The organism is Luteibacter sp. HA06, assembly GCF_054061215.1.
The window spans coordinates 831643-858426 of the sequence record NZ_JBSSDZ010000001.1; the positions used below are offsets into that span (position 1 = coordinate 831643).

At 64.5% G+C, this 26784-nt stretch carries 21 protein-coding genes and 1 riboswitch; of the genes, 15 read left to right on the forward strand and 6 right to left on the reverse strand.

The window, feature by feature from the left end; all coding sequences use genetic code 11:
* Window positions 1–8: 8 nt before the first annotated feature.
* The 13 genes from ACVWWJ_RS03650 to ACVWWJ_RS03710 all read left to right on the forward strand — a co-directional run bounded on the left by ACVWWJ_RS03650 (window position 9) and on the right by ACVWWJ_RS03710 (window position 14501).
* Window positions 9–1421 carry an efflux transporter outer membrane subunit gene (locus tag ACVWWJ_RS03650; RefSeq protein ID WP_456966802.1) on the forward strand — a complete coding sequence of 471 codons (1413 nt, stop codon included), beginning with the start codon at window positions 9–11 and terminating at the stop codon, window positions 1419–1421.
* 31 nt (window positions 1422–1452) lie between these two features.
* On the forward strand, window positions 1453–1971 hold the full coding sequence (locus ACVWWJ_RS03655; RefSeq protein ID WP_456966803.1) for a hypothetical protein: 519 nt from the start codon (window positions 1453–1455) through the stop codon (window positions 1969–1971).
* Between the two features lie 52 nt (window positions 1972–2023).
* Window positions 2024–3139: an acyltransferase family protein gene (locus ACVWWJ_RS03660; RefSeq protein ID WP_456966804.1), complete on the forward strand. Its 1116-nt coding sequence runs from the start codon at window positions 2024–2026 to the stop codon at window positions 3137–3139.
* A gap of 58 nt (window positions 3140–3197) precedes the next feature.
* Window positions 3198–3653: a hemerythrin domain-containing protein gene (locus ACVWWJ_RS03665; RefSeq protein WP_456966805.1), complete on the forward strand. Its 456-nt coding sequence runs from the start codon at window positions 3198–3200 to the stop codon at window positions 3651–3653.
* 87 nt (window positions 3654–3740) lie between these two features.
* Entirely contained in the window at window positions 3741–4517 is a 777-nt protein-coding gene (locus tag ACVWWJ_RS03670; RefSeq protein ID WP_159889882.1) for an HAD-IIA family hydrolase, read from the forward strand.
* A gap of 8 nt (window positions 4518–4525) precedes the next feature.
* Window positions 4526–5827, forward strand: coding sequence for an MFS transporter (locus ACVWWJ_RS03675; protein ID WP_456966806.1), 1302 nt, complete (start codon window positions 4526–4528; stop codon window positions 5825–5827).
* Between the two features lie 163 nt (window positions 5828–5990).
* Window positions 5991–6440, forward strand: a complete 450-nt coding sequence (locus ACVWWJ_RS03680) for a putative ATP-dependent zinc protease (RefSeq protein WP_159889886.1) — start codon at window positions 5991–5993, stop codon at window positions 6438–6440.
* A complete protein-coding gene (gene rimK, locus ACVWWJ_RS03685) occupies window positions 6437–7372 on the forward strand; it encodes a 30S ribosomal protein S6--L-glutamate ligase (protein WP_159889888.1) in 936 nt (311 codons plus the stop codon). The genes ACVWWJ_RS03680 and rimK overlap by 4 nt, the downstream gene beginning before the upstream one ends.
* A gap of 194 nt (window positions 7373–7566) precedes the next feature.
* On the forward strand, window positions 7567–8253 hold the full coding sequence (locus ACVWWJ_RS03690) for a response regulator transcription factor (RefSeq protein ID WP_159889890.1): 687 nt from the start codon (window positions 7567–7569) through the stop codon (window positions 8251–8253).
* The gene (locus tag ACVWWJ_RS03695) at window positions 8237–9520 is read left to right on the forward strand and encodes a sensor histidine kinase (protein WP_159889892.1); all 1284 of its coding nucleotides are present in this window, start codon (window positions 8237–8239) and stop codon (window positions 9518–9520) included. Before ACVWWJ_RS03690 ends, ACVWWJ_RS03695 begins: the two co-directional genes overlap by 17 nt.
* A 185-nt stretch (window positions 9521–9705) precedes the next feature.
* Window positions 9706–12060, forward strand: a complete 2355-nt coding sequence (locus ACVWWJ_RS03700; protein WP_456969652.1) for a TonB-dependent receptor — start codon at window positions 9706–9708, stop codon at window positions 12058–12060.
* Window positions 12060–13613, forward strand: a complete 1554-nt coding sequence (locus tag ACVWWJ_RS03705; RefSeq protein ID WP_456966807.1) for an esterase-like activity of phytase family protein — start codon at window positions 12060–12062, stop codon at window positions 13611–13613. The genes ACVWWJ_RS03700 and ACVWWJ_RS03705 overlap by 1 nt, the downstream gene beginning before the upstream one ends.
* A gap of 12 nt (window positions 13614–13625) precedes the next feature.
* Window positions 13626–14501 (forward strand): hypothetical protein, encoded by an 876-nt coding sequence (locus tag ACVWWJ_RS03710; protein WP_456966808.1) that lies wholly within the window; start codon window positions 13626–13628, stop codon window positions 14499–14501.
* 141 nt (window positions 14502–14642) lie between these two features.
* On the opposite strand, the gene ACVWWJ_RS03715 is transcribed toward ACVWWJ_RS03710, so the two are convergent.
* From ACVWWJ_RS03715 to ahcY, 5 genes are all read right to left on the reverse strand, one after another.
* Complete coding sequence (locus ACVWWJ_RS03715) at window positions 14643–15491, reverse strand: DUF2846 domain-containing protein (RefSeq protein WP_456966809.1); 849 nt, start codon at window positions 15489–15491, stop codon at window positions 14643–14645.
* An 88-nt stretch (window positions 15492–15579) separates the two neighbouring features.
* Window positions 15580–16494, reverse strand: coding sequence for a branched-chain amino acid transaminase (locus tag ACVWWJ_RS03720; protein ID WP_456966810.1), 915 nt, complete (start codon window positions 16492–16494; stop codon window positions 15580–15582).
* A gap of 73 nt (window positions 16495–16567) precedes the next feature.
* Window positions 16568–17074 carry a DUF4124 domain-containing protein gene (locus ACVWWJ_RS03725; RefSeq protein WP_456966811.1) on the reverse strand — a complete coding sequence of 169 codons (507 nt, stop codon included), beginning with the start codon at window positions 17072–17074 and terminating at the stop codon, window positions 16568–16570.
* 73 nt (window positions 17075–17147) lie between these two features.
* The gene (gene metF, locus ACVWWJ_RS03730; protein WP_159889900.1) at window positions 17148–17978 is read right to left on the reverse strand and encodes a methylenetetrahydrofolate reductase [NAD(P)H]; all 831 of its coding nucleotides are present in this window, start codon (window positions 17976–17978) and stop codon (window positions 17148–17150) included.
* A 249-nt stretch (window positions 17979–18227) separates the two neighbouring features.
* Complete coding sequence (gene ahcY / locus ACVWWJ_RS03735; RefSeq protein WP_456966812.1) at window positions 18228–19658, reverse strand: adenosylhomocysteinase; 1431 nt, start codon at window positions 19656–19658, stop codon at window positions 18228–18230.
* A gap of 18 nt (window positions 19659–19676) precedes the next feature.
* Window positions 19677–19758, reverse strand: a riboswitch (S-adenosyl-L-homocysteine riboswitch).
* Window positions 19759–19852: 94 nt separating this feature from the next.
* Here ahcY and ppc point away from each other — a divergent pair.
* Together ppc and ACVWWJ_RS03745 are read left to right on the forward strand one after the other, a co-directional pair.
* Entirely contained in the window at window positions 19853–22558 is a 2706-nt protein-coding gene (gene ppc / locus ACVWWJ_RS03740) for a phosphoenolpyruvate carboxylase (protein ID WP_456966813.1), read from the forward strand.
* A gap of 154 nt (window positions 22559–22712) precedes the next feature.
* Entirely contained in the window at window positions 22713–24695 is a 1983-nt protein-coding gene (locus ACVWWJ_RS03745; protein WP_456966814.1) for a methyl-accepting chemotaxis protein, read from the forward strand.
* Between the two features lie 150 nt (window positions 24696–24845).
* Here the strand turns inward: ACVWWJ_RS03745 and ACVWWJ_RS03750 are convergent, their stop codons facing one another.
* Window positions 24846–26723, reverse strand: coding sequence for an ATP-binding cassette domain-containing protein (locus tag ACVWWJ_RS03750; RefSeq protein ID WP_456966815.1), 1878 nt, complete (start codon window positions 26721–26723; stop codon window positions 24846–24848).
* Window positions 26724–26784: the final 61 nt, after the last annotated feature.

The following is a 26784-nucleotide window of genomic DNA, read 5'->3' on the forward strand; positions in this document are numbered from 1 at the left end:
GGCACCTCGTGACTGTGCGCGCCTTCTGCACGGGTTTGTTGCTGGCACTGGGCGGATGCTCCCTGGCACCCGACTACGTCAAACCGACAGTCGGCACACTGCCGGCTTTCTACAAGGGCGCAATCGATCCGAAGGGCTGGACCCTGGCGCAACCTGATGACGCCACCGCCCGGGGCCCCTGGTGGAATGTCTACAGCGATCCGGTGCTGAACCGGCTGGAAGCTCAGCTCGACGCCGGCAACGCCGATATCGGCGTGGCGTTGGCCCGTCTGGACGCGTCGCGCGCGTATCTGCAAGTGATCGGTGCGCAGGAGAGGCCGCAGGCGAACGTGCAGTTGAGTCCCACGAACGATCGCCAATCCAACCTGCGGCCGCTGCGCGGTTCGGGGCAACCCAACGAATACGACACGCGAACGGTTTCCTTCGGTGCCAGCTACGAGATCGACCTGTGGGGGCGCGTTCGCAATGAGGTGGCCCAGGGCAAGGCGCGCAACCAGGCTGCTGCCGCGGACCTCGCCAATGCACGTCTCAGCCTGCAGGCCCGGCTGGCTGACCTCTACATTGCTCTTCGCGGCGACGATGTCGAGCGGAAGATTCTCGATGACTCCCTGACGGCTTTTGGCGAAGGCCGCAAGATGACCCAGGACCGCATGGACGGTGGCATTGCGTCGGGCCTGGATGTGGCACGCGCGAACGCGCTTTACGCGGATGCCCAGGCCCAGGCGACCGAACTGGGGGTCCAGCGGGCGCTGATCGAACACGCTATCGCCGCATTGATCGGGGAGCCTGCTTCCGGTTTCTCGCTACCCGGGCAGAAGACCACGCTGACGGTACCGACGATTCCGCTCGGCGTGCCCTCTACGTTGCTGGAACGCCGGCCCGACATTGCTGCGGCAGAGCGCCGGGCCTACGCGGCCAACGCGGGCATCGGCGTGGCACGTGCGGCCCTGTTTCCGACCCTGAGTCTCGGTGCCGCGCTCGGCTGGCAGGACGTCGGGCATGGCGACCTGCTGGCTGCGAGCAATCAGTTCTGGAGCCTGGGACCATCCGCTTCGCTAAGCCTCCTCGATGGCGGCCTGCGTCGCGGGCGCGAAGCCGAAGCCCGGGCGGAATTCGCGGCGGCGTCATCGCAATACCGCGCCGTCGTGCTCGACGCTTTCCGGCAGGTGGAAGACAACCTGTCGCTCCTGCAGGCCCTGGCCCGCGAGCGCGCGCAGGAGGAGGCCGCCGCCGACGCAGCCAAAGATTCCGAGACGCTTGCAAACCATCGCTACGACGAAGGCGTCGTCAGCTACCTGGAAGTGGTGACGGCGCAGGCAAGCGCCCTGAAAGCAGAGCGCGCGGCCGAACGCGTGCGGATCCGTCAATTGCAGGCCAGCGTCGATCTCATCCGCGCCACGGGCGGCGGTTGGGGCGGCTGACCTTTACTCGTAACCCGGGAGAATTATCACGATGTCATGCACTAACCGAGTCTTTCGGCACACCCTGGTCGTCATCGCCAGCACCGGCCTGTCGGTCGGATGCAGCGCGATCACCGAGACCAGGACCGTCGGAAGCGCCGACACGTACGTCAGGTGGTCGCAAACGATGGACCACATACCGTTCGTATTCCACCTGGCCGACGGTCGCCTGGAGGCTTTTGACGATCACGGCGGGCCCTGGGCCTCCCCTGGTGCACAGGTAGAGGCCAGCGACGTCGATCGTGTCGAGGTCTATGTCGGCCATTTTGCTGGCCCCTCCGATTCCTTGTGCGCGGGTAAGCCGCAGGCATCGCTTCTCGCGACGGACGCTGCCGGTGCAAACGTAGTGTCGGCCCTGTGCGACAAGTCGCGAACGGTGGTGTCGTTCAGCGACCACGCCAGGCCCAGGGTGCTCGCGGCCAGGGAGGGCTACGTCGCCCACGTCCGCCATCTGCTCTTGAATGGCATCTGGAAAAGCGTTGCGCAGGAGCCGGACCCGAGGCCGTACTAGGTTTCCATGCGGATGGCGCAACCATTCGCGCGGAGACGGGCACTACCTCCTCATGGAACCGGCCCGTACGAACTATCGCAACATCCAGGGACTGCGTGCGATCGCCGCCCTGATGGTGCTGGCCAGTCACCTGTTCTGGGACATCGTGCCCATGCGCACGCACTGGGCGAAGGTGTGGTTCGTGTCGGTCGGTCCGTCCGGTGTCGACATCTTCTTCGTGATCTCCGGGTTCATCATCTACCACGTGACCCGGCGGTCGGCGGCGCAGGTCGCTGTCGTCGGCCGGATGGGTGTCTTCCGCGAGTTCGCGTTGAAGCGCTTCATCCGCATTTATCCGTTGTACTGGATCGTGTTTGCCGCAGCCGCCGTGATGATGATCTGGTTGCCCCCGGCAAGTTCGTTCGTGAAAAAGCCGCAGATCGAGCTGCTTCTCCTGGTCAACAGCATTCCTAATTTCCGCGTGCAGGCGGCCTGGACGCTGACGTTTGAAGTTTACTTTTACGCGGTCGCGGCGCTCAGCATGCTTCTGTTTCCGAAGCGGATCCATACGGGGCTGATCGCATGGTTCGCGGTGGTCGGCACTGTCTCCGTTCTCGCCACGTTGCTGGGCCTGAACATCCCGCTCGATTACGTCTTCGCGCCCCTGGTCCTCGAGTTCATGCTTGGTATCGGCGTCGGGATGCTCATCGAGCGCGGGGAGCATCACTTTCGACTTCCCGCCCTCGTCGTTGGCGTGACGTGGTTGCTCATCGGCTCGGTGCCGATGCACGCGGACGGTGGCCGTGCCGCACTCTTCTACCTGCTTCGCCTGGGGTGCTGGGGCATGCCGGCCGCCCTCATCGTCTATGGTATGGCGGCGTTCGAGCTTGGCAGGGCGTGGGTCGTTCCTGCATGGCTCCAGTACCTCGGCAACGCGTCGTTCTCTATCTATCTCTGGCACGCGGTGGTTTTCATCGCTGTTGCCGCCATATTCGATCGCCTGGGTTGGGTTGGCACGGCTAACCGCTCCTTCCTTGCGCTCTCGATGGGCCTCATCGGGCTTGGCGTCGGCCTTGCCAGCTACCACGCCCTGGAGAAACCCCTGTTGCGTTTGCTCGGGAAACGCCTGACGGGTCGCCCGGTCGCTTCCCACTCGCTGGAGCCATCGATGGCGTCGCCCGGCCACTGACATAACCCTGACATGGCAACGGGGACGATGGCGCCTCCATGACAAAGCCGGGACCGCCATGTCCGAGACGATCTTCGAAGCCCTCCGCGAAAGCCACGCCATCCAGCGTTCCCTGATGCGCAAGCTCATGCGCTCCGAACCGGGGGAGCACCGCGTGGAACTGTTCACTGCGTTGCGCATCGAGCTGGCCGCGCACGAGGCGGCGGAGGAACGGTTCCTCTACGTGCCGATGCTGATGGACGACCGCGGCCTGCATTCGTCGCGCGATGCGCTGGCGGACCATCACAAGATGGACGACCTCGTGGAAGAACTGCAGACGGTCACCCATGCCGGTCGCAAATGGACGGCGAACCTGAGCAAGCTCTCCGACGAACTGCATGAGCACCTTCGTGAGGAAGAGAAAAGCTTCTTTCAACTGGGCGGGAAGATCCTTACCGACCGCCAGAAAACCGGGCTGGCGAAGAAGTATCGCAAGGAATACCTCGTGATGCACAAGCGCCTCGCCAGCGAGTGAGCGGGGCAGGGCAGGATTCGGTCAAGCAAGGGACCATGTCGGCGCGGTACTCTTGGTCCCTATCCGACCTGGCTTTAAGGAATTCCCGTGTCCGATCGCAAGAACGTCGCCTGCTGGCTGACCGACATGGACGGCGTGCTCGTCCATGAAAACAAAGCGCTTCCGGGAGCCCCCGAGCTCATCCGGAAGTGGAAGGACAGCGGCACGCCCTTCCTCGTGCTGACCAACAACTCGATCTTCACCCCGCGAGACCTGAGTGCGCGCCTGCGTACGTCAGGCCTGGACGTGCCGGAAGAACAGCTGTGGACGTCCGCACTGGCAACCGCGACCTTCCTCAAGGACCAGTCGCCCGGCGGCTCGGCTTTTGTCATGGGTGAAGCGGGCCTCACCACGGCGATCCACGAGGCGGGTTTCATCATGACCGACACCGCACCGGACTATGTCGTGCTGGGCGAAACGCGCACGTACTCCTTCGCGGCGATCACCAAGGCGATCCGCCTCATCGGCAACGGTGCACGCTTCATCTGCACTAACCCGGATGCAACCAGTCCCAGCGCCGAGGGCCCCTTGCCAGCGACGGGCGCTGTCGCTGCCTTGATCACCCGCTGCACGGGGCGCGAGCCGTACGTGATCGGCAAGCCCAATCCGATGATGTTCCGCTCGGCGATGAACAAGCTCGGTGCTCATTCGCACAACACCGGCATGATCGGTGACCGCATGGACACCGACGTGGTCGCCGGTATCGAAGCGGGTCTGCACACCGTGCTGGTGCTCAGCGGTATCGCCACCCGGGCCGACGTCGACGGCTATCCGTTCCGTCCGGCGGAGATACTGAATTCGGTCGCCGATCTGCTCGAGGACTGATACGAACCATGAGTGCGATCCTTGAAACGGCAGACCGCCGCACGCTCGACCGTGGCGATGTAAAGACCCTTCTGCTTTCCGCCCTGGGCGGCGCGCTGGAATTTTATGACTTCGTGATCTTCGTGTACTTCGCGAAGACGATCGGCCACCTGTTCTTTCCACCCGGCACCTCCGACTGGCTGGCCCAGCTGCAGGCCTTCGGGATCTTTGCCGTGGCCTACCTTGCGCGGCCGCTCGGCGGCATCGTGATGGCGCACTTCGGCGACCGGATCGGTCGCAAACGGATGTTCACACTCAGCGTCTTTCTGATGGCGGTGCCGACGTTGCTTATCGGCGTCCTCCCGACTTACGCGACCCTGGGCGTGCTGGCGCCTTTGCTTCTTACATTGCTTCGTGTCGTGCAGGGTCTCGCTATCGGCGGCGAAGTGCCGGGTGCATGGGTATTCGTCGCCGAGCATGTTCCGCAGCGTCGCGTGGGACTCGCCGTCGCCAGCCTTTCCGCTGGCCTCACCGCGGGCATCCTCATGGGCTCGTTGCTCGCGGCATGGCTGAACGCCAATCTGTCCGAAGCCGACATGCTCGACCACGGCTGGCGCATCGCCTTCATCCTTGGCGGCGTGTTCGGCTTCATCGCCGTCTATCTGCGTCGCTGGCTCAGCGAGACACCCGTGTTTGCACGCATGCGTGAGCGCAAGGAGCTCACCACGGAGCTGCCTGCGCTGGTCGTGGTTCGCGACCACCTGCCGGGTGTCCTGTTGTCGATGACGGTGACCTGGGTGCTTACCGCGGCGATCGTCGTGGTCATCCTGATGACGCCGACGTTGATGCAGACGGCCTTCCATGTCGCGCCGCCTCGTGCGTTTGCCGCGGGTAGTGTCGCGGCATTCGCGCTTTGCCTGGGCTGCATCGGCGGCGGCATGCTGGTGGATCGCATTGGGTACGCGTGGGCCATGCTCATCGCCTCGGTCGGCCTGGCGTGCAGTACTTATGCGCTGTACTTCGATCTCCAGTCCGGTGGCATGAACCTCTTTCCTCTCTATGCCCTGGCCGGCCTTTTTGCCGGTGTCGCCGGCATCGTTCCCGCCGTGCTCGTCGCGGCGTTCCCTCCGGCCATCCGTTTTTCCGGCATCTCGGTGTCCTACAACGTGGCCTATGCCATCGCCGGCGCCGCCACGCCCGTGCTCGTCGGCTACCTGGCCAGGACCGCCGGTGGCCTGGGTCCCGCGCACTACGTGGCGCTGGTCTCGGTGGCGGGCGTCGCTGCCTCGATCACCATGATGGTCAAGGGCCGGAATCAGCCCCCCCGGTGAGTGCTGGGTCGCCCGCGCCTGTTCACGTCGATTTCATGGGCGTGACAGGCGCCGGGGGCCCGACGATCTTGCCGGTTGAAACCCGGCACCACCTTCGGCATGCTTTTGCATCCGGACCGTTCCCCCGGTCCACCGCCGTCCCCCCTATCCCGCACCAGACCCCATGACTGATGTCATCACCCTAGGCTGGCGCGAACGGCTCGCACTTCCGTCGCTCGGCGTCGCCGTCCTCAAGGCCAAGCTCGATACGGGCGCGCGCTCGTCGTCGCTGCACGTCGAATGGCTGGAGGTCGATGTCCGCGAGGACGGCACCTGGCTGCGCTTCCAGGTGCGTACCAGCCGCAAGGGTGGGGTGTCCGAGCCCTGCGAGGCGAAGGCCATCGGCCAGCGTACCGTGACCGACTCCGGTGGCCACGCGACCACGCGCTGGTTCATCCAGACCGAGATCGAACTCGCCGGGCAGTCGTTCCTGGCCGAGGTGAACCTGACCGACCGGCGGCACATGCTGTTCCCACTTTTGCTCGGCCGGACGGCGCTGAACGGGCGCTTCCAGGTCGATCCCGCGCTTTCCTATTCACAGACCGCGCGCCGCGCTGTCCGGGAACCCACATGAAGATCGCCATCCTGTCGCGCAACGCGCGGCTGTACTCCACGCAGCGACTGGTGGAGGCGGCGCGCAAGCGCAAGCACACGGTCCGCGTGATCGATCCGCTACGTTGCTACATGAGCATTGCGCCGCAGATGTTCGCGATCCACTTCAAGGGCAAACCCCTTGGGCCGATCGACTGCGTGATCCCGCGCATTGGCGCCTCCAGCACGTTCTACGGAACCGCCGTGCTCCGTCAGCTCGAGCTGATGGGCGTGTTTACGCCCAATCCCTCGGACGCCGTGTTGCGCGCCCGCGACAAGCTCCGCAGCCTGCAGATGCTTGCTGTCAAAGGCGTCGACATGCCGGTCACGGCCTTTGGCGACAACCCGGATGACACCGCCGACCTGCTCGCCATGCTCGGCGACCCGCCGCACATCATCAAGCTGAACGAGGGTACGCAGGGTACCGGCGTGGTCCTGGCCGAGAAGCGCTCGGCCTCCCAGAGCGTCATCGAGGCCTTCCGCGGCCTCTACGCGAACTTCCTGGTCCAGGAGTTCATCCGGGAGGCTAACGGCAGCGACCTGCGCTGCTTCGTTGTCGGCGACCAGGTCGTTGCCGCCATGCAGCGCTCCGCGGCACCGGGCGAGTTTCGCGCCAATCTCCACCGCGGCGGTTCGGCCGCCTCGGTCGAGCTGTCCGACGACGAGCGCCGCGTGGCCATCCAGGCCGCGTCGGCCCTGGGGCTGGAGGTAGCGGGCGTCGACCTGCTGCGTTCGTCCCGGGGGCCGTTGCTTCTGGAGGTGAATGCGTCGCCGGGCCTGGAAGGCATCGAGGGGAGCACCGGCGTGGATGTGGCCGACGCCATCGTCGCCCACTGCGAACGCCGTCTCGCCGAGCGGCCGGCCGTCGCCAAGGCCCGCCGCCCAAGGGCCCCGAAGGGATTAACAGCGATTTAAACGAGCCTCGCCTATAAAGGTCCCACTGTGATTCCGCGACGCGGGGTGACGGTATCGGGGCAGTAGTTCTTTGGGCCCGGGCGGGTTTCCCGTCCGGGCCTCTCTTTTACTGCTGTCCGCTTCACGGATTCGGCGTTAAGCTTCCGGTCGCAATACTGATAAGACTCACCCGCGACCGCACAATGGAGTGCCGAATGCGCGTTCTGGTCATCGAAGACAACACCGACATTGCGACCAACATCGGGGACTACCTCGAGGATCGCGGCCATGTGGTCGATTTCGCCGGCGACGGCGTCACCGGGCTACATCTGGCTGTCGTACACGATTTCGACGTCATCGTGCTCGACCTGACCCTACCGGGCATGGACGGGCTGGATGTCGCCAAGAAGCTCCGCCACGAGGCGCACAAGCAGACACCGGTGCTGATGCTCACGGCGCGCGACTCGCTGGACAACAAGCTCGTTGGCTTCGAATCCGGCGCCGACGACTACATGACCAAGCCGTTCGCCTTGCAGGAACTGGCGGCGCGACTGGAAGTACTGGCGCGCCGTGGCAAGGGGCCGCAAAGTCGCGTACTCAAAGTGGATGGCCTCACCTACAACCTCGACACCCTCACCGTGACCCGCGAGGGCAAGTCGATCCAGCTCAACCCGATCGGCCTTAAGCTGCTGCAGGCGTTGATGGAGGCCAGCCCGTCCGTGGTGACGCGGCAGGACCTCGAGCAGCGGGTGTGGGGCGAGGAACTACCCGACTCGGATTCGTTGCGCGTACACATCCACGGGCTGCGTGCGGCCATCGACAAACCTTTCGAGAAGCCGCTGATCCACACGCGTCACGGTATCGGATATCGCATGGTCGATCCGGATGCGGTCCAGACGTAAGCTTCGTTTTCGCCTGATAGTCACCTTTACGCTGTTCGGGTTCAGCCTGAGCGCTCTTTTCGCGTACGCGGCGCTCAACATTCGCGAGCGGGTCGAAGAGCAGCTCATCAACTCGGCCATGCAGGACGAGGTCGACTCGATCAACGAGAAGGTGCGCGCCAATCCGGACCAGCGTCCGGAGATCGAGATCGTCAAGGGCGCGACTTTCAGCGAGAGGACGCTCTACAAAGCGCCGCTCAACTGGCAGCCGCTCGATACGGGCGTGCATGACCTTTACGAAACGGGCAGCGACGGAAAGCCGCATCACTACAAGGTCGCCGTGCGTCATGCGGGCGGCATCATCAACTTCCTCCAGTTTGACGTTTCACGCGACGAGCTCGGCAAACGTCAGCTGATCACCAGCGTGATCGCGGCCGTCTTTCTGTTCGGACTGTTTTCACTTGTCCTGGGTGTGTGGCTGTCCTCGCGCGTGCTGCGTCCGGTGACCGACCTCGCACGGCGTCTCCGCGACTTCCGCCGCGTCGGCAAGGCCGAGGCACTCGCCCCGCACTTCGCCGATGACGAAGTGGGTGAGCTGGCCGTCGCGCTGGACGAGTACGCCATGCGCCTGACGTCGGTCGTCGAGCGCGATCGCGAATTCAATTCCGACGTCAGCCACGAGTTGCGTACGCCGCTGGCCGTGATCGCCAGCACGACGGAACTGTTGCAAGGCTCTCCGGATCTCACGGACAAGCTCCGGGAGCGCCTGAAGCGCATCGAGCGGGCGTCTCGCCAGGCAACCGAGCTGATCGAGGCGCTGCTGCTGCTCTCGCGGGCGGAACGTCGCGGTCCGACGCGCGGCGAAACGACCGACGTGGCCAGGGTCGCTTCCGACGTGATCGAAAGCCAGCGGCCGCAGATGGGTGGCAAGCCGATCGAGATCGAACTGCTTTCCGACGGCACCGTAACGGTCAATGCGCCGGCTTCGGTGCTTTCGGTTGCGCTGACCAACCTCATTGGCAATGCGATCAAGTACACGATGGAAGGCAAGGTGACCGTGCGCGTGCTCGATGGCCGTGTCGACGTGATCGATACGGGTCCGGGTATCAAGCCCGAAGATGCCGAGAAGCTGTTCCAGCGCGGTATCCGCGGCGAAAGCGCCACCGGCGGCGGTGCTGGCCTCGGCCTGGCGATCGTGCGCCGACTGTGTGAGTTGTACGACTGGGACGTATCGCTGCGGCCCCGTTCCGACATGGCTGGCGCGATCTCGACCATCGATTTCCGCTGAGCGAAGACGGACGTGCAGGCGTCCTGTCACAGGGACTGTCACTAAGCTGCCACTTTCCTGCACGACTATCCGACGCTTCCACGGCGCGTGATGGACACCCTCAGGGGAGGTGTGTCGCGACGCGTCCGCGAGTGTAAGGATACTGTCCCTTGTTCAAGCAGACCGTTCTGGCCGTTGCCCTTGGCATGGCCCTGTCTTCCGTTGCCTACGCGACCGACGCCGACACCAATATCACTACCAGCGCCATCGCGCCGCCTGATGCAGGCACCAACGCCAGTGCCACTGCCAGTGCCAGTGCCGCCAGGCGAGACAAGGTGCAGGATCTCGATGCGGTCTCGGTGATTGGTACCGGTGAAACCCGCCAGGTGCAGCGCCTGCGGCCTTCGGATCAGAAGGCACTCCCGCCGGGAACGAGTCTTCAGAAAGTCCTCAACACGCTGCCTGGCGTGAATGCGCAATCGGTCGATGCGCTGGGCACCAACGAACAATCGATGACGCTGAGCCTGCGTGGCTTCAGCGGCACGCGCCTGGGCTACACGCTGGACGGCATGCCGCTGGGCGATAGCGCTTACAACAACTACAACGGTCTTTCGATCAATCGCGCGTTGATCTCGGAGAATTTCGCCGGTGCCGAACTCTCCGAAGGCATCGGTAACCTTGGCACGCCGTCCACCAGCAACCTGGGTGGCACGATCGCCTATACCTCGAACGATCCGTTGAAGACGATGGGTGGCCGCGTCTCGCAGACCTTTGGCAGCGACGCCAACCGTCGCACGTATGCGCGCTTCGATACCGGCGAGTACAACGGCTTCTCGATGTATCTGTCCGGCGCGAAGACCACCTCGGATCTCTGGAACGACCAGTCGGCGTACAACGGCTCGACGACGAAGCAGTTCAACGGCAAGGCTGTGTGGGACCTGGACTGGGCGCGCTTCACGGGTTTCGCCGACACCTCGCGTACGTCGCAGGCGGATTATTTTTACCTGTCGAAGAGTGAGCTGGCCCGCGGGCTTGGCTGGGATTGGGGCGGTTCTGCGCCGAACTGGCAGAAGGCGGTTGGCAAGGCTTACTGCAACGCAGGCACGCTGAATGCCAAGCTCTGCGACAAGAGCGGTGCGGACACCGACGCGGATGGCGCGTTTACTGCGGGGCAGATCCTGCGTAACGACGACCTCTACTACCTCGCCGGTGACTTCTTCCCCAGCGACTCGGTCACTATCCATGCCCAGGTCTATCACCACGAAGACGCGGGCGAGGGTCATAACTGGAACAGTGGCACGTACTCGTATCCGGGTACGCCGCAGCAGTTGCCGATCATCTTCCGCAATACGCTCTACACGATCAATCGCTCGGGCGCCGTGCTGTCGGCGGGTTGGGATATCGCCAACCAGCACATCGAGGGCGGCCTCTGGTACGAGCACAACGTGTCCACGGCATCGCGCTACAGCAGCTATGTGACCGGTCCCCGCGACCTCAGCGGGCCGATCGACGCGACGCCCGACCTGGGCGTGTTCGACCAGCGCACGGTGTGGAACACGCGCCAGGCCTTCCTGCAGGACACGATCCGCTTCCTGGATGACGCACTCACGATCGATGTGGGCGTGAAGAGTCCGCATGTCACCTCGCGTGCAGAGGCCTTGCCCGGTGTAGCGGTCAAGCCGATCCCGGCGAACTCGAACAACCAGTTCGCCACCGGTTCGCTCAGCGCCAGCAAGGCCTTGCTGCCGCAATTCGGCGCGCGCTACAAGCTTGCCGAAGGCCAGGAAGTTTTCACCAGTTTCTCGAAGAACATCGCCATGTTCCAGGGCGGCTTCAAGCTCGGCCCTCAGGCCGTCGCGCAATCCATCTGGGACACGCAGGGTGACCTGAAGCCGGAGAAGTCGCGCAGCCTCGAAGCGGGCTATCGCATCGAGACCGATCAGGTGGCCGCTTCGGTCGCGGCGTACAACGTGCGCTTCGACAATCGTCTGCTCCAGTACAACCCCTGCGACTCGCGTCAGCCGGTCGGCCCCAGCTGCGGTAATCGCTTCTACAACGTCGGGGGCGTGAACAGCCATGGCGTCGAGCTGACCTTCGTCTGGCAGCCGACGAGCAACCTGCGCTGGTACAACTCCGCGTCATTCAATCGCTCGACCTACGCAAGCGACTACGTCCAGGCCGGCGTGGTGCAGCACACCAGCGGCAAGATCCAGACCGATACGCCGACGAAACTGTTCGCTACGCAGATCGACTGGACCCAGGGTCCGTGGTTTGCATCCCTGCGCGGCAAGTACACGGGCAAGCGTTACTACACGTACACGAACGACCAGGGTTTCGGTGGCTTCACCACCTGGGATGTCTCGGGTGGGTATGACTTCGGTGCATTCTCGGTCGCGAAGGATATTCGTCTCTCTGTCAACGTGACCAACCTCACCGACAAGCGCTACGCGAGCAACTTCGATTCCAGCGCTTTCGTGCCGAGCGACCCGGCTGGCACCGCCTACGTATTCCATGCGTCGGCACCGCTGCAGGTGTTCGGCACGCTGGATGTGCGGTTCTGATGGCCCGCTGCATCGTCGGTCTGGGCGTGGCGCTGTTCTTCGGTAGTGCTTCGGCGCAGACCGTCGATGTTCGCGTCGCCGATATTGCACAGGCGCCGCTGCCGCGCTCGATCGACATCGGTGACAAGACGTATGTCGACCAGGGCCTGGTCGCTGCGGGCTCCTTGCCCGCGGGGACGATCGACTTCCTCGGCGACACGTTGGGCTCGTTTTCGTCGCTGATGATCGAGCCGGGTAGCTGGAAGCGTGACGGGGATACTTACACGGGCGTGCTGTGGACGTTGCCGGATCGAGGGCGGAATGATCCTGAGCACAATGTGTTCTTCGATTATCGCGGGCGGCTGCATCGGTTTCGCTTTTCGATGAAACTCCCGGGTGCTGGGATCGCCGCTAAAGCGGCTCCCACAAATGGCTTAGCGAACGGTGGTGTTTCGCTGGTTGTGGATGGTGGGCGGGTGTTGCGCGATTTTGTCGGAAAGCCGTTTACCGGGGCGGAGCCCGTGAACGGCCTGCGTACGGAACGCGGCATCGTGTTGCCCTCGCCGGCGGCAGGTATCGGCGCGGGGAAGGTGTCGCTGGACGCGGAGTCCCTGCAGTTCACCCGTGACGGTGGTTTCTACGTCGGCGATGAGTACGCGGCGAACGTCTACCGGTTCAACGCGAAGGGAAAGCTCGCCGGCATTATCGTGCCGCCGATATCCGTGCGTCCGCTGGATGCGAACGGCAAGCCAGACTTCACGTCGTTGAAGCCGCCCGTGACGGGTAGGCGCAATAACCAGGGCGTCGAAGGCATGGCATTGTCGCCCGACGGCACACGCCTCTTTGTCGTGTTGCAGAGTGCGTTGATTCAGGACACGGCGCCGCGCGAAGTTCCTGCGGATGCGTCAGGTCGCGCTCTGACGCGCGTGCTCGTCTATGACGTCAGCCGTGACGCGACGCCGACGTCGCCCGTGGAGCACTACGTGGTGCGCCTTCCCAGCTACTCGGACCACGGAGACGGAAGCGCGCCCAACAAGACGGCCGCACAGAGCGAGATCCGCGTCCTCGACAACCACACGTTCCTGATGCTCGCGCGTGACGGCAACGGCTATGGAGCCGAGGGTGGCAAACCCATCGTCTACAAGAGCGTGCTTCTGGTCGACACTCTTGGCGCGAGCAACTTGAGTGGCACGCCATACGAGAGCTCGACGGCGTCGGTGCTCGGCGAGGGTGGCTTGTTGCGCAGCGATATCCAGTCCGCGACGTGGAAGCCCCTGGTCAATCTCGTGGATCCCTCTGACCTTGCGCGATTCGGCCTTGGCATCGAGGCGGATGTGAAGGGCAGGGCGCAGCTTTCCGAGAAGTGGGAGGCGATGGACCTTGTACCGGTCCTCGATCCCGCGCATCCCGATGACTGGTTCCTCCTCGTCGGCAACGACAACGACTTCATCGCAAGGCACTGCGTCATGGACGGGCAGAACTGCGATTCAACGATCGACAACGACAACCGCATTCTCGTGTACCGGCTGACCTTGCCGGGCATGCGTTCCACCGCCGCCTCCAACCACCGATAAAGGGTTATGCGCATGATGAAACGTACGGTTCGTTCGCTGCTCTCGGCGACCCTCCTACTGGGCTCTGTCGCCGGCCACGCAAATACGCCAGTCTACGTCGACAGCAAGGAATACAAGGTTCTGGTCGATCCCACGCGTTTCGCCAGCAATCCGTCGAGCGCAGCGGCAACCCTTCTGACGAATCTCTCGGCGCGGCTCTCGACGCTCGGCTTTGATAAAGCCATCACCGGCAACTTCGCCGCGGGCGATCGTGACACGCTGGCTTACTACGACACGCCAGGCACGTGCCCGCTCAACAAGCGCGGCTACTCCGTGCGTACGCGCGCTGGCGACGACTCGGACATCCAGTTCAAGTTCCGCCATGCCGATGAAGAACTGTCCTACTGGACGGACGTGTCGGGCGCGGGCAAGAACAAGGAAACCAAGCTCGAGACCGACGTGACGCCGGGCAATCTCGTGCTGGCGCATTCGACCAAGCAGGATGCAACCACCTCGCCCACCACGGTGGCCGCGCTGATCAAGCTCTTCCCGGGTGCGACCGCGCTTTCGGACGTATCGAGTTCGTCGCTGGCCAAGGTGGCCGGTGTGACCGTCACGCAGCAGGAATACGACGGCCCGGTTTCCGACATCGGCGAATCGGTGGCGGAGTTCACGCTGACCTTGTGGTACATCGACGGCGCCGCGGCCCCGGCGCTGGCCGAGTTGTCGTTCCGTGTCGAAGCGGATTCGAGCAAGTACTTCACCACGCCGGTACTGACGCGTTCGCAGACACTGAACACGGCGATCGGTTCGATCGGCAACAACTGGAATATTGCCAACGATGGCGGCAAGACGAGCTGGCTGTACGCCTATCGGTCGTCGTCGTATCCGAACGGGTTCTGTAACTAGGGAATCGCCGCTGAAGCGGCTCCCACAGGAGCGTTGCCGCTTCGTGTGGGAGCCGCTTCTCATGGGAGCCGCTTCTTATGGAGCTGCTCCTTATGGAGCTGCTCTTTGTGGGAGCCGCTTCAGCGGCGATGCTTTTCCCGATCAGCCCTGCGGCGCACCCTCATGGCAGTCCGCACCATTGCAGACGATCTCGAGCGGTTCTCCCGCACCGGGGCAGGTGCTGTAGAGGTGGGCGTTGTCACCGTCGACACTACGCACGCGGACCATGCGATCGCACTGATGGATGGCAGCGAGGTTCTGCGCCGCGTTGAACATCGGCGCGGTCACACGTGAGTCGAGGGAGGCGGGGCCACCTTCGGCAAGGGCGCTGCCGTCCGCTGCCGGTGTGGCAGCCGAAGGTTCGACGACACGGGCAGTCTGAACGTTATCGGGGACGGATTCCGCAGGCGTCGTCGCGGCAGGAACGTTGTCCGTTGCGACGGGTGTAACGCGTGTGACCGGAGCCGTGGCTTTCGACGCGTGGCCATCGGGCATGCGGAAGGCCGGTGCCGAGGTTTCCAGAAGGTCGCATTCCCGGACGCCGTCCTGGCCTTTGCTCGTGTCGACCTTGTGCAGCATGCTCCGCGCCGCCCACATGCCGACCTTCACTTCCTGCCAGACGTAGTAGGTCTGGCCCGGCTGGGTGTCGAGTGAGAGCGAGGAATTTTTTTCACCCATGGAAGTGATCGTGTGCGGGCCCGGTGGAAGAGCGAGCTGCAGAAAACTCTTCGGTCCGGTTTCACCAACCACGACCCCATCGACGGTAACTGGCAGCTTGATGGCTGCGCCGAGAATTTCGTCACGATAGATATAGACGACGGCTTTGTCGGTGATCGGCGAGAAGGTTTTCGCCTGTGTGCTGGCGTCCCGGCCAGCCTTGTTCACGCTTGCGCAGCCGCTGACGAGGCACGCGATGACGATCGCCGCAACGGCGATATGACGGATCTTCATTTTTTCCCCCTGTTGATTAGCCAGTCCAGTTGGCTCATTCCCTGGCGGGGGCATCGTAGCGCGTCCTTGCGCTACCGAGGAAGGGGGTTCAGAGCGCTTCGAGCCAGCCCCAGCGGTCGGTGGTCTTCCCGCTGAACAAACCGAAATAGAGCTCCTGCAGACGACGGGTGATCTGCCCACCCTTGCCGTTTCCGATCTGCTTGCCGTCGACCGCGCGGATCGGTGTGACTTCCGCCGCCGTGCCGCACATCAGGATTTCGTCGGCGAGGTACAGGTACTCGCGCGGCAGGTCGCGCTCGACCACCTCGATGCCGTCTTCGCGAGCGAGCGTCATCAGCGTGTGGCGCGTGATGCCGGTGAGGATCGAGGCACTGGCCGGTGGCGTGTGCAGCACGCCGTCGAACACCAGGAACAGGTTTTCACCCGCACCTTCGCTGAGCAGGCCGGTTGAGGCCAGCGCGATACCTTCGCCGAAGCCCAGGCGACGCGCTTCACGCGCGATCAGCTGACCCGAGAGGTAATTGCCGCCAGCCTTGGCGCCGGCGGGGATGGTGTTCGGCGCGAAACGCTGCCAGCTCGACACGCAGGCGTCGATGCCGTTCTCCAGCGCCTCGGGACCGAGGTACGGACCCATCGGCCAGGTCGCGACGGCGACATCGGTCGGGCATTCGGCCGAGAGACCGAAACCACCAAGCCCACGGAACGCCACGGGACGCAGGTAGGCGGCTTTGAGGTCGTTCTTCTTGACCACGTCACGGCAGGCCGCGGCGAGCTCGTCGATCGTGTAGGGAATCTCGATGTCGTAGATCTTGGCCGACATGTAGAGGCGCTTGAGATGGTCGGTCAGGCGGAAGATCGCCGCGCCGTCCGGGGTCTCATAGCTGCGGATACCCTCGAACACCGAGGATCCATAGTGCAGCGCGTGTGCCATCACGTGGACGGTGGCATCGCGCCAGGGCTTGATCTGCCCGTTCTGCCAGATCCAATCGGGGTAGTTCTGCATGGGTACGCTCTCCAGGGGACCGCCCATGATAACGCGCGGGGCAGCCCCTGCCATGGCGCGACGCGTCAGAGGGTCAGGCCGGCGGGCGCAGCCAGAGGCAGCCGGATTCCCGCACCACGTTGAAATGCGCGCGCCGGGTGGCGGCCTCCTTGCCGGGGCCTGACGTCACGGCGTCGAGCCCCCCGGCCTCGTTGCCTTCCACCGCCAGCAGAGGCTGGCGGACGAGGGACTCCATGTTCCGGATGTTCTCGACCGCGCCACCGCTGCCGTAGCCATTCCAGAGGATCAGCCCGCCAATGCGATTGGCATCGTGGTTGGCGAAGGCCTGGGCAATGCCCTCGCGCAGTCCGGCGACGTCTTTCGCGCAGAGAAGGCCGGTCGTGGGACCCGCCGGCGCGTCGGTCGCGCTTGTGCTGGCGGCGGCAGGCGCGGGCGGCATGATCGACGTCGCGCCGATGCTGGTGCACTGCTGGTCGGAAAAAATGGGGCGGCCGTCCGTACCGACACAACGATGGATCGTCGTCTGCGCGACGGCAGGCAGGGCGATCAGGAGCAGCAGCAGGGCGAGGGCACGTTTCACGGTGGAGGCATGCGTGGCGGCGGTGCGCCATCATCCGCGTCCGCGCTTCAGCGGAGAGTGACGGCGCGCACGTTTAGCGCGCGGCGAGCCGCTCGAGGACGCTGATCGTCGCCTTCGCCCGGTTGATCGTATAGAAGTGCAGGCCGGGCGCGCCGCCGTCGAGCAGGCGCTGGCAGAGCTCGGCTACCACGTCGGCGCCGAGGTCGCGCACGGCAGCCGCGTCGTCGCCGTGGGCCTGCATGCGCTTGACGATCCAACGGGGAATCTCAGCGCCGCACTGCTCCGAGAAGCGGCGCAGCTGGCTGAAGTTCGCGATCGGCATGATGCCCGGCACGATGGGGATGTTGACGCCGAGCCGGGTTACGTCGTCGACAAAGCGGAAATAAGCGTCCGGATTGAAGAAGTACTGGGTGATCGCGCCGTCGGCTCCGGCGTCCACCTTGGCCTTGAAGTGGCGCAGGTCGAGCAGGGCGTTTTCGGCCTGCGGATGGGTTTCCGGATAGGCGGCGACTTCGATGTGGAAGTGGTCGCCGCTGTGTTCGCGGATGAAGCTGACCAGCTCTGCGGCGTAACGAAAGTCGCCGGGGGAAGCCATGCCTGAGGGCAGGTCGCCGCGCAGGGCGACGATGCGACGGCAGTCGGTGGCTTTGTAGAGATCCAGAAGTGCGGCGATTTCGGCCCGGGTGCCACCCATGCAGGACAGGTGCGGCGCCACAGAGAGACCGTGCTGCGCACGCAGCTGTTTCACCGTTTCGTCCGTGTAGCTCAGCGTTGAACCGCCCGCGCCGAAGGTGACCGAGACGTAGTCAGGGGCGTGTTTCTTCAGCCGGCCGACGGTGGTATCGAGCTGGGCACGTTGCTCGTCGGTCTTGGGCGGGAAGAACTCGAAGCTGATGGCGGGCATGGGCAGGTTTCCCGGAGCGATGGCCCGAGTATATATCTTTCCATCCAGATGGAAAGATGGCTAAAGGAGGCGTGGGAGCCGATTCATCGGCGAATGGCAAATAAACCGCTGCGCAGCAGCGCTCTTCCCGGGTTCCTGGCCCCAGGCCTTACGAAGCAACAGCATCGCCGATGAATCGGCTCCCACAAAGGCAACAAAAAAAGCGCCCCCGAAGGAGCGCCTTTCTCATGTCGCGATAACGCGCTTCGATCAGTAGCGGTAATGGTCCGGCTTGTACGGGCCTTCCACCGGCACGCCGATGTAGTCGGCCTGATCCTTGGTCAGCACGGTGAGCTTCACGCCGATCTGCGCCAGGTGCAGGCGAGCGACTTCTTCGTCCAGCTTCTTCGGCAGGCGGTAAACCGTCTTCTCGTAGGTGTCCTTGTTGGCCCACAGGTCGAGCTGCGCGAGGGTCTGGTTGGAGAAGCTGTTCGACATGACGAAGCTCGGGTGGCCATGGGCGCAACCGAGGTTCACCAGGCGGCCTTCGGCGAGCATGTAGATGGCGTTGCCCTTGGCGAAGGTGTAGCGATCGACCTGCGGCTTGATCGTCTCGCGGGTGACGTCCTTCGCGCCGTTGAGGCGGTCCATCTGGATTTCGTTGTCGAAGTGGCCGATGTTGCAGACCAGGGCGTTGTTCTTCATCGCCGTCATGTGCTCGAGCGTGATGATGTCCTTGTTGCCCGTGGTGGTGACATAGATGTCGCCGAGGCCGAGGGTCTCTTCGATCGTGGTGACCTGGAAACCTTCCATCGCAGCCTGGAGGGCGTTGATCGGGTCGATCTCGGTGACGATCACGCGGGCGCCGAAGCCCTTCAGCGAATGCGCGCAACCCTTGCCCACATCGCCGTAACCGCAGACGACAGCAACCTTGCCGGCAACCATGAGGTCGGTGGCGCGCTTGATGCCGTCGGCCAGCGACTCACGGCAACCGTAGAGGTTGTCGAACTTGCTCTTGGTCACCGAGTCGTTGACGTTGATGGCCGGGACCAGCAGCTTGCCGGCTTCGGCGAGCTGGTAGAGGCGATGGACGCCGGTGGTGGTCTCTTCGGACACACCACGCCATTCGGCCGCGACCTTCTTGAACCAGCCCGGACGGGCGGCAGCGGTGCGCTTGACCAGGTCCTTGATGACCTGCTCTTCGTGGTTGCCGCTGGGCGTGTTGACCCAGTCGCTGCCGTCTTCGAGTTCCACACCCTTATGGATGAACAGGGTGGCGTCGCCACCGTCGTCCACGATCAGCTGCGGGCCGAGCTCACCCGGGTGGGTCAGCATGTCGAGCGTGCAGTCCCAGTATTCCTCCAGCGACTCGCCCTTCCAGGCGAACACCGGCAGTTCACCCTCGGCGAGCGCCGCGGCGACGTCGTCCTGGGTGGAGAAGATGTTGCAGGATGCCCAGCGGACCGAGGCGCCCAGCTCACGCAGGGTTTCGGCCAGGACGGCGGTTTCCTTGGTCACGTGCAGCGAGCCGGAGAGGCGCACGCCCTGGAGCGGCTTTTCCTTGGAATAGCGGGCCCGGATCTGCATCAGGCCCGGCATTTCCTCTTCGGCCATGCGGATACGGCGGCGGCCGAGGGCGGCCTGCGTGATATCGCGGACCTTGAAATCCTGGAAGGCGGTGTCTTTGGTGACGGCGTTCATGGGGCGTAGCTCCGATTGGTTACGGGGGCGCCGTTGTACAGGAGGCCGCGCCGAGCCTGGCCTATGGGAAGACCCCATGGTCGCAGCGCCCCTCGGCGGGCAAAACGGTCTCCCATTGTATCGCGGAATCCGGATGCAGGGATGAACACATTTTTTTCGGTACTCTCGGGGTTCCGATAACTGCAGAGCGCCCGATGGAAGCCGCACGCGATCCCGAATTCCTGCCCCACGACGGCCCCCTGCGCGAGGACGTACGCCGCCTCGGCACCCTGGTCGGCCAGATGCTCGCCGAGCAGGGCGGCCAGGCCTTCTACGAACGCGTCGAGCACGTGAGAACTACCGCAATCCACCGTCGGCGCAGTGGCGCCGCCGTGGACGCACTTGCCGAGCCGCTTACCGGGCTCGAGGCGGCCGACGCCGAAGCCCTCGCACGCGCCTTCGCCACCTATTTCCAGGCCGTGAACACCGCCGAGCGCGTCCATCGCATCCGTCGTCGCCGCGATTACCAGAGGGAAGGCGGCGCGCCTCAGCCCGAGTCGCTGGCCGCCGTGCTCGGTCGCCTGAAGAAAGATGGCGTCAGTCGCGACGAGCTCACGGCACTGCTGGGCCGCCTCGACGTCGAACCCGTATTCACCGCGCATCCCACCGAAGCGGTGCGCCGCTCGTTGCTGGAGAAGGAGCAGGAGATCGTGCGCGCGCTGGTCGACGAGTTCGATCCGACGCGCACGCCGCAGGAACTGCGCGATGACGACGCACGCATCCTCATGGCCTTGTCCGCCGGATGGCAGACCGCGGAAGCCTCGCCGGTGCGACCCAGCGTGCAGGACGAGTTCGATCACGTGGGCTTCTATATCGCCCGGCCGATCTACCGCGTATTGCCGGCGCTCTACGAGGCGCTCGAGCAGGCTATCGCTGAGACCTACGGCGAAGGCGTGACGATTCCCCGCCTGCTGCGTTTCGCGACCTGGGTCGGCGGCGACATGGATGGCAACCCCAACGTCAACGCCGAGACCATTGCAGCCACCCTGGGCGCGCAGCGCTCCCTCGTGCTGGAGCGCTATCTCGACGACACGGCCGAGCTCGGTCGACTGCTCAGTCAGACCGATGACCGCGTGGCACTCGACGACCGGCTTGCACGTCGTCTGGAGCGCTATCGCGAGGAACTGCCCGAGGCGGCTGCGGCTATCCGCCCACGCCATGCGGACATGCCTTACCGGAGCTTCCTGAAGTTCGTTGCGGCACGCCTTGAGGCGACGCTGCACGAGCAACCTGCGGCCTATGTTTCCGCCGAGGAGTTCATCGACGATATCGCGCTGGTAGAGAAAAGCCTCGTTGCGCACGGTGGCAAGCACGCCGGCGCCTATGCTGTGGGCCGACTCCTGTGGCGCGCGCGCACGTTTGGCTTTCATCTGGCCCGGCTCGACGTGCGCCAGGATGCGCGGGTACACGACGAAGCGCTGTCCGCGCTGCTGGACGATGCGGAGTTCGCCAATCATGACACGCCGAGTCGTGTGAAGGCGCTGCGGCCTTACGCCGCTGGCGAGCGCAGCTTCGTCACGGGTGATGACAACGAGGCCGCGACGATGCTTCGCGATGTGTTCGCCACACTCGCCGATTCGCGCAAGCGCTACGGTCAGGAAGCCACCGGCCTGTACATCATCAGCATGGCCGAAAGCGCCGCCGACGTGCTCGCCGTGCTGGCACTGGCACGTCGCGGCGGACTCGTCGAAGACGGCCGCGTCCCTCTCGACGTCGCCCCGTTGTTCGAAACGATCGACGATCTGGCCGGGGGCGCCGAGACGTTGCAGGCCCTGCTCGACGACCCGGTCTATCGCGAGCATCTCAAGGCGCGTGGCGACCGCCAATGGGTCATGCTCGGCTATTCGGACAGTGGCAAGGATGGCGGCACGCTGGCCTCGAAGTGGAGCCTCCAGCGAGCCCAGGTCGACCTCCTCGAGGTGGCGGCGAAAGCCGGCATCCGCGTGGCGTTCTTTCATGGCCGCGGCGGCTCGGCCAGTCGCGGCGGCTCGCGTATTACACCTGCGCTCATGGCCTCGCCACGCGGTTCCGTCGGTGGCGTGCTACGCGTGACCGAGCAGGGTGAGGTGATCCACCGGAAGTACGGCATCCGCGCCCTCGCGGTACGTAACCTCGAACAGACGCTCGGTGCGGTGATGCGAGCTTCGTTGCGTCCCCGCGAAGTCGAAGTGCGCGAGTCCGGCTGGAAGGACACCATGGCGATGTTGTCCGCGGAGAGTCGCAAGGCCTACCGTGCGTTTGTCGACACCGAGGGCTTCGTCGACTATTTCCGCGGCGCCACGCCCATTGATGTCATCGAGCGGATGACGCTCGGTTCGCGTCCGGCACGTCGCCGCAGCATGAAAGGCGTCGAGGACCTCCGCGCGATTCCCTGGGTCTTCTCATGGACCCAGTGCCGCGCCGTCCTCACCGGTTGGTATGGCCTCGGCAGTGCACTCGACGCTGTGTCCAAGGAATGCGGTGACGAGCACCTCGTGCGCATGGCACGTGAGTGGCCGTTCGTGTCGACCATGCTGGATGACGTCGAGATGGTGTTGGCCAAGGCTGATATCGATATCGCCGAAGCGTTCTCCAGGCTGGCCGGTCCGCTGCATGAGCGCTTCTTCCCGATGATCCGTGCCGAATTCGAACGGACGGTGGCCTGGGTCCTGAAGCTGAAGGGTGCGAACGAACTGTTGGCGGGCGATCCGCGGCTGGCGACCTCCATCCGCCTGCGCAATCCGTATGTCGACCCCATGAGCCTGCTCCAGGTCGACCTGCTCAAGCGCTGGCGCGCGACGGACGGCAAGGACGACGCGCTGCTCAACGCGCTGGTCGCCTGCGTCAATGGTGTTTCCCAGGGCCTGCAGAATACCGGCTGATCGATTTGCCATACAAAACACCGGGACGTGACGTCCCGGCGTCTCAGTCGGTCAAGAGAATGCGACCGAGGCCTAAAGTCTGGCCGGACACTGCCGAAAACGCCGGTGTAAGGGCATCCGCAAGGGATGCCCGAAGACATCGCAAAGGCTCGGTATGAACAGCATCGGTAATCGCGCCTTCGGGCGCAGCATGAGCGTGGGCGCCCGCCTGACCCTGCTCGTGGTCGGAATCGTCGCGCTGGGCGTCGCGGTGCTCACCATCGTGGTGACCGCCATGGTCTCGCACGAACTTGAAACCAGGGCGCGCGACGACCTCGAGCGTGGAAACCGCGCCATCATCGCCACGGTCAATACGTTCAGCGGGGCGTTGCTGGCCGAATCGGACCGCTTCCTCGGCCTGTTCGAAAGCTACTACCCGGGCGCGTTCTCGGTGGACGACAAACACCGCGTGATGATGGGAGGCCACACCGTGCCGACGCTGCTCCACGACGGCAAGGCACTCAACGGCGATTTCACCCAGGTCGACGAGTTCTCGGCTCGCGCGCACGTGGTCGCCACGCTGTTCGTCCGTGACGGGCCCGATTTCATCCGAGTCAGCACGTCGCTGAAGAAAGAAGACGGCTCGCGCGCCGTCGGTACATCGATCGATCATGCGCATCCGGCCTTCCCTATGCTGCTATCGAACAAGTCGTACGGCGGTCCGGCCGTTCTCTTCGATCGTCCGTACATCACCCGTTACGAGCCGATCCACGACGCGTCCGGCAACGTCGTTGGCGCCTGGTTCGTGGGCGTGGAAATCACCAGCGAGATGGCGAACCTGTCGCAGGAAATCGCTTCGATCCGCATCGGCCAGAGTGGTTACTATTCGGTGATCGACGCCAGCGCCGGCAAGCGCTATGGCACCTTCATCGTCGACCCGATGACCAAAGACACCGCTGCCCGGGCCGACGGTGCCGCGCTAAAGGTGATGGATGTCGATGGACAGCCGGTCTTCGGACGCATGCTCTCCGGCAAGAAGGGCGAACTGCGCTACCGCGTGAGCATCGACGGTCACAATGTCGATCGCCTTGCGATCTATGCAACCGACCCCGCCTGGAGCTGGCTGGTCGCCGGCACGGTCGACATGGACGAGCTATATGGGCCGGTGCGGCACCTGCGTATGGTTGCGTTCGGCACGGCCGTCGGCATGGTCGCCGTCCTCTGCCTGCTGCTTGTCATAGCGATTCGTGCGCGCATCACGCGGCCGCTGTCGCATGCCGTCGAGGCGGCCCGGCGCCTTGCCGAAGGCGATCTCACAGCACGCCTGGAAACCACGCGCGGCGACGAGATCGGACAGTTGATGCGCTCCATCGACGGTATTGGCGATGGCCTCGGCGATATCGCACGCTCCGTGCGCAAGGCGGCAGCCAGCATGGCGGACAGCACCTCCGAGATCGCCGCAGGCAATGCGGATCTTTCCACGCGCACGGAAACCCAGGCGCACGAGTTGCAGATGACGGCGTCGAGCCTCGATGAGCTCACCCGCACCGTGCGTGACAACGCAGGCAATGCCGCCCGTGCGAACACCCTGGCCGAGCACGCGAGCATCGCCGTGCAGCAGGAGGCCGGCTCGATGCAGGAAGCGGTCGACGCGATGAACGGCATCCAGACCTCCGCCCAGCGCATCGCGGACGTCATCGGCATCATCAATGGCATCGCGTTCCAGACGAATATCCTCGCGCTCAACGCCGCGGTCGAAGCAGCACGCGCCGGCGAGCAGGGCAGGGGCTTCGCGGTGGTGGCCGAAGAGGTACGCAACCTTGCCCAGCGCAGCGCCACGGCGGCAAAGGAAATCGAATCGCTGATCACCGAGTCGGTGGAACAGGTCGATGCAGGCCACGGCCTGGTGACCGAAGCAGGCCGCAACATGGCGACGGTGCTTGGTCGCATTCGCGACGTGGCCGACCTTGTGGGCCATATCAGCCGTGCGACCAGCGAACAGTCCGAGCAGATCGGCCGGATCAATCACGCGGTGTCGCGGATGGACGACTCGACGCAGCAGAACTCGGCGCTGGTCGAAGAGGCCGCGGCGGCGGCGAAGAGCCTGGAGGATCAGGCAGGTGAGCTGGCGCGGGTGGTTGAGGTGTTTCGGTTGTAGAGGCAGAGAGCATCGCCGCTGAAGCGGCTCCCACATAAGGCATCGCCGCTGAAGCGGCTCCCACAGGGAGATGCTTCAGCTCTGTGTGGGAGCCGCTTCAGCGGCGATGCTTTTGCGCGATGGGTGCTCGCGATCAAGCACGGTGCGACATCACCCTTCCAGCTCTTCCCACCGCGCGAACGCCGTATCCAGTTCGGCCTGCACCTTCGCCAGCTCCTCGTTGCCGCGAGCGATCGCTGCAGCATCCTGCTGGAAGTATTTCGGATCGTTCATCGCCGCCGTGCGCTTGGCGATCTCGGCTTCGAGTTCCTCGAGCTTCGCCGGCAGCAGGTCCAGCTCGCGCTGTTCCTTGAACGACAACTTCTTCTTCGGTGCCGCGGCAACAGGCACCGGCGTCGGCGCCGCTGCGGGCGCCACGTTCGACTTCGAATTCGACGCGCGCGCCGCAGCGATGATCGGCTTCTGGCGAAGCCACTCGGTGTAACCACCGATGTACTCGCCCACCTGGCCATCGCCTTCGAGCACCAGGGTGCTGGTCACCACGTTGTCGATGAAGTCGCGGTCATGGGAAACCAGCAGCAACGTGCCGGTGTACTCGCCGAGCAGCTCTTCGAGTAGCTCCAGCGTTTCCACGTCGAGGTCGTTGGTCGGTTCATCCATCACCAGCAGGTTCGACGGCTGGGCGAACAGCTTGGCCAGCAGCAGGCGATTGCGTTCGCCACCGGAAAGGCGGGTGATCGGCGCACGTGCACGCTCCGGCGAGAACAGGAAGTCCTGCAGGTAGCCGATGATGTGCTTGCGCTGGCCGTTGAGCTCGATGTATTCGCGGCCTTCGGCCACGTTGTCCAGCGCGTTCATGGTGTCGTCCAGCGTGGAGCGGTGCTGGTCGAAGTAGGCAATCTGCAGGCCAGTGCCGAGCGTGACCTCGCCCTGTTGCGGCTTGAGCTCGCCGAGCAGGATCTTCAGCAGCGTGGATTTGCCGGCGCCGTTCGGACCCATGATGCCGACGCGATCGCCGCGCATGATCGTGGTCGAGATATCGCCGAGCAGCGTGCGGCCACCGTAGGCCTGCGTGACGTGCTTGGCGTCGACCACCTTGCGCCCGCCCGCCTGCGCAACGGCAAGCGTGATTTTGGCCGTGCCCGACTGCTCGCGACGCTCCGCGCGCTCGTTGCGCAGTGCCTTCAGGGCGCGTACGCGGCCTTCGTTGCGCGTGCGGCGCGCCTTGATGCCCTGGCGGATCCAGACTTCTTCCTGGGCCAGCTTGCGATCGAAGTGCGCGACGGCCTGGGCTTCCGCATGCAGGCGCTCTTCGCGGCGGCGCAGGTAGTTGTCGTAGTCGCCCGGCCAGCTGGTCACGTTGCCGCGGTCGATCTCGACGATGCGGGTGGCCAGCGCACGGAGGAAGCTGCGGTCATGCGTGATGAAGACGATGCTGCCGGTGAAGTTCTTCAGGAAGGTCTCGAGCCACGCGATCGCCTCGATATCGAGGTGGTTGGTCGGCTCGTCGAGCAGGAGCAGGTTGGGGTCGCGCACCAGGGCCTGGCCGAGCAGCACGCGACGCTTCATGCCACCGGAGAGGTCGGCGAAGTCTGTGTCGGCGGGAAGCTCCAGTCGCTCGATGACCTGTTCCACGCGGGACTCGAGGTCCCACGCGTTCAGCGCTTCGATCTTCGTCTGGACTTCGCCCAGCGCGTCCATGTCGCCCTCTTCGAGCGCGTGGTGGTAGCGGGCGAGCAGATGGCCCAGCTCGCCAAGGCCGTCGGCGACCACGTCGAAAACGCTGCCGGTGGTGTCCTGCGGCACTTCCTGGGTCAGGCGGGCGATCCGCGTACCGCCCTGCAGGCGAATCTCGCCATCGTCGGCATGGATTTCACCGGCGATCAGCTTGAGCAGGGTGGACTTTCCGGCGCCGTTGCGCCCGACGATGCAGACACGCTCGCCGGCATCGAGGGAAAGATTGACCTGTTCGAGCAGGAGCGGGCCGCCGACGCTGTAGTCGACGTTAAGCAGTTGGATAAGGGACATGCGCCCATTCTACCCGCCCGGAGGGGTCTTCAGGCCCCTGCAGGAGCCGATTTATCGGCGA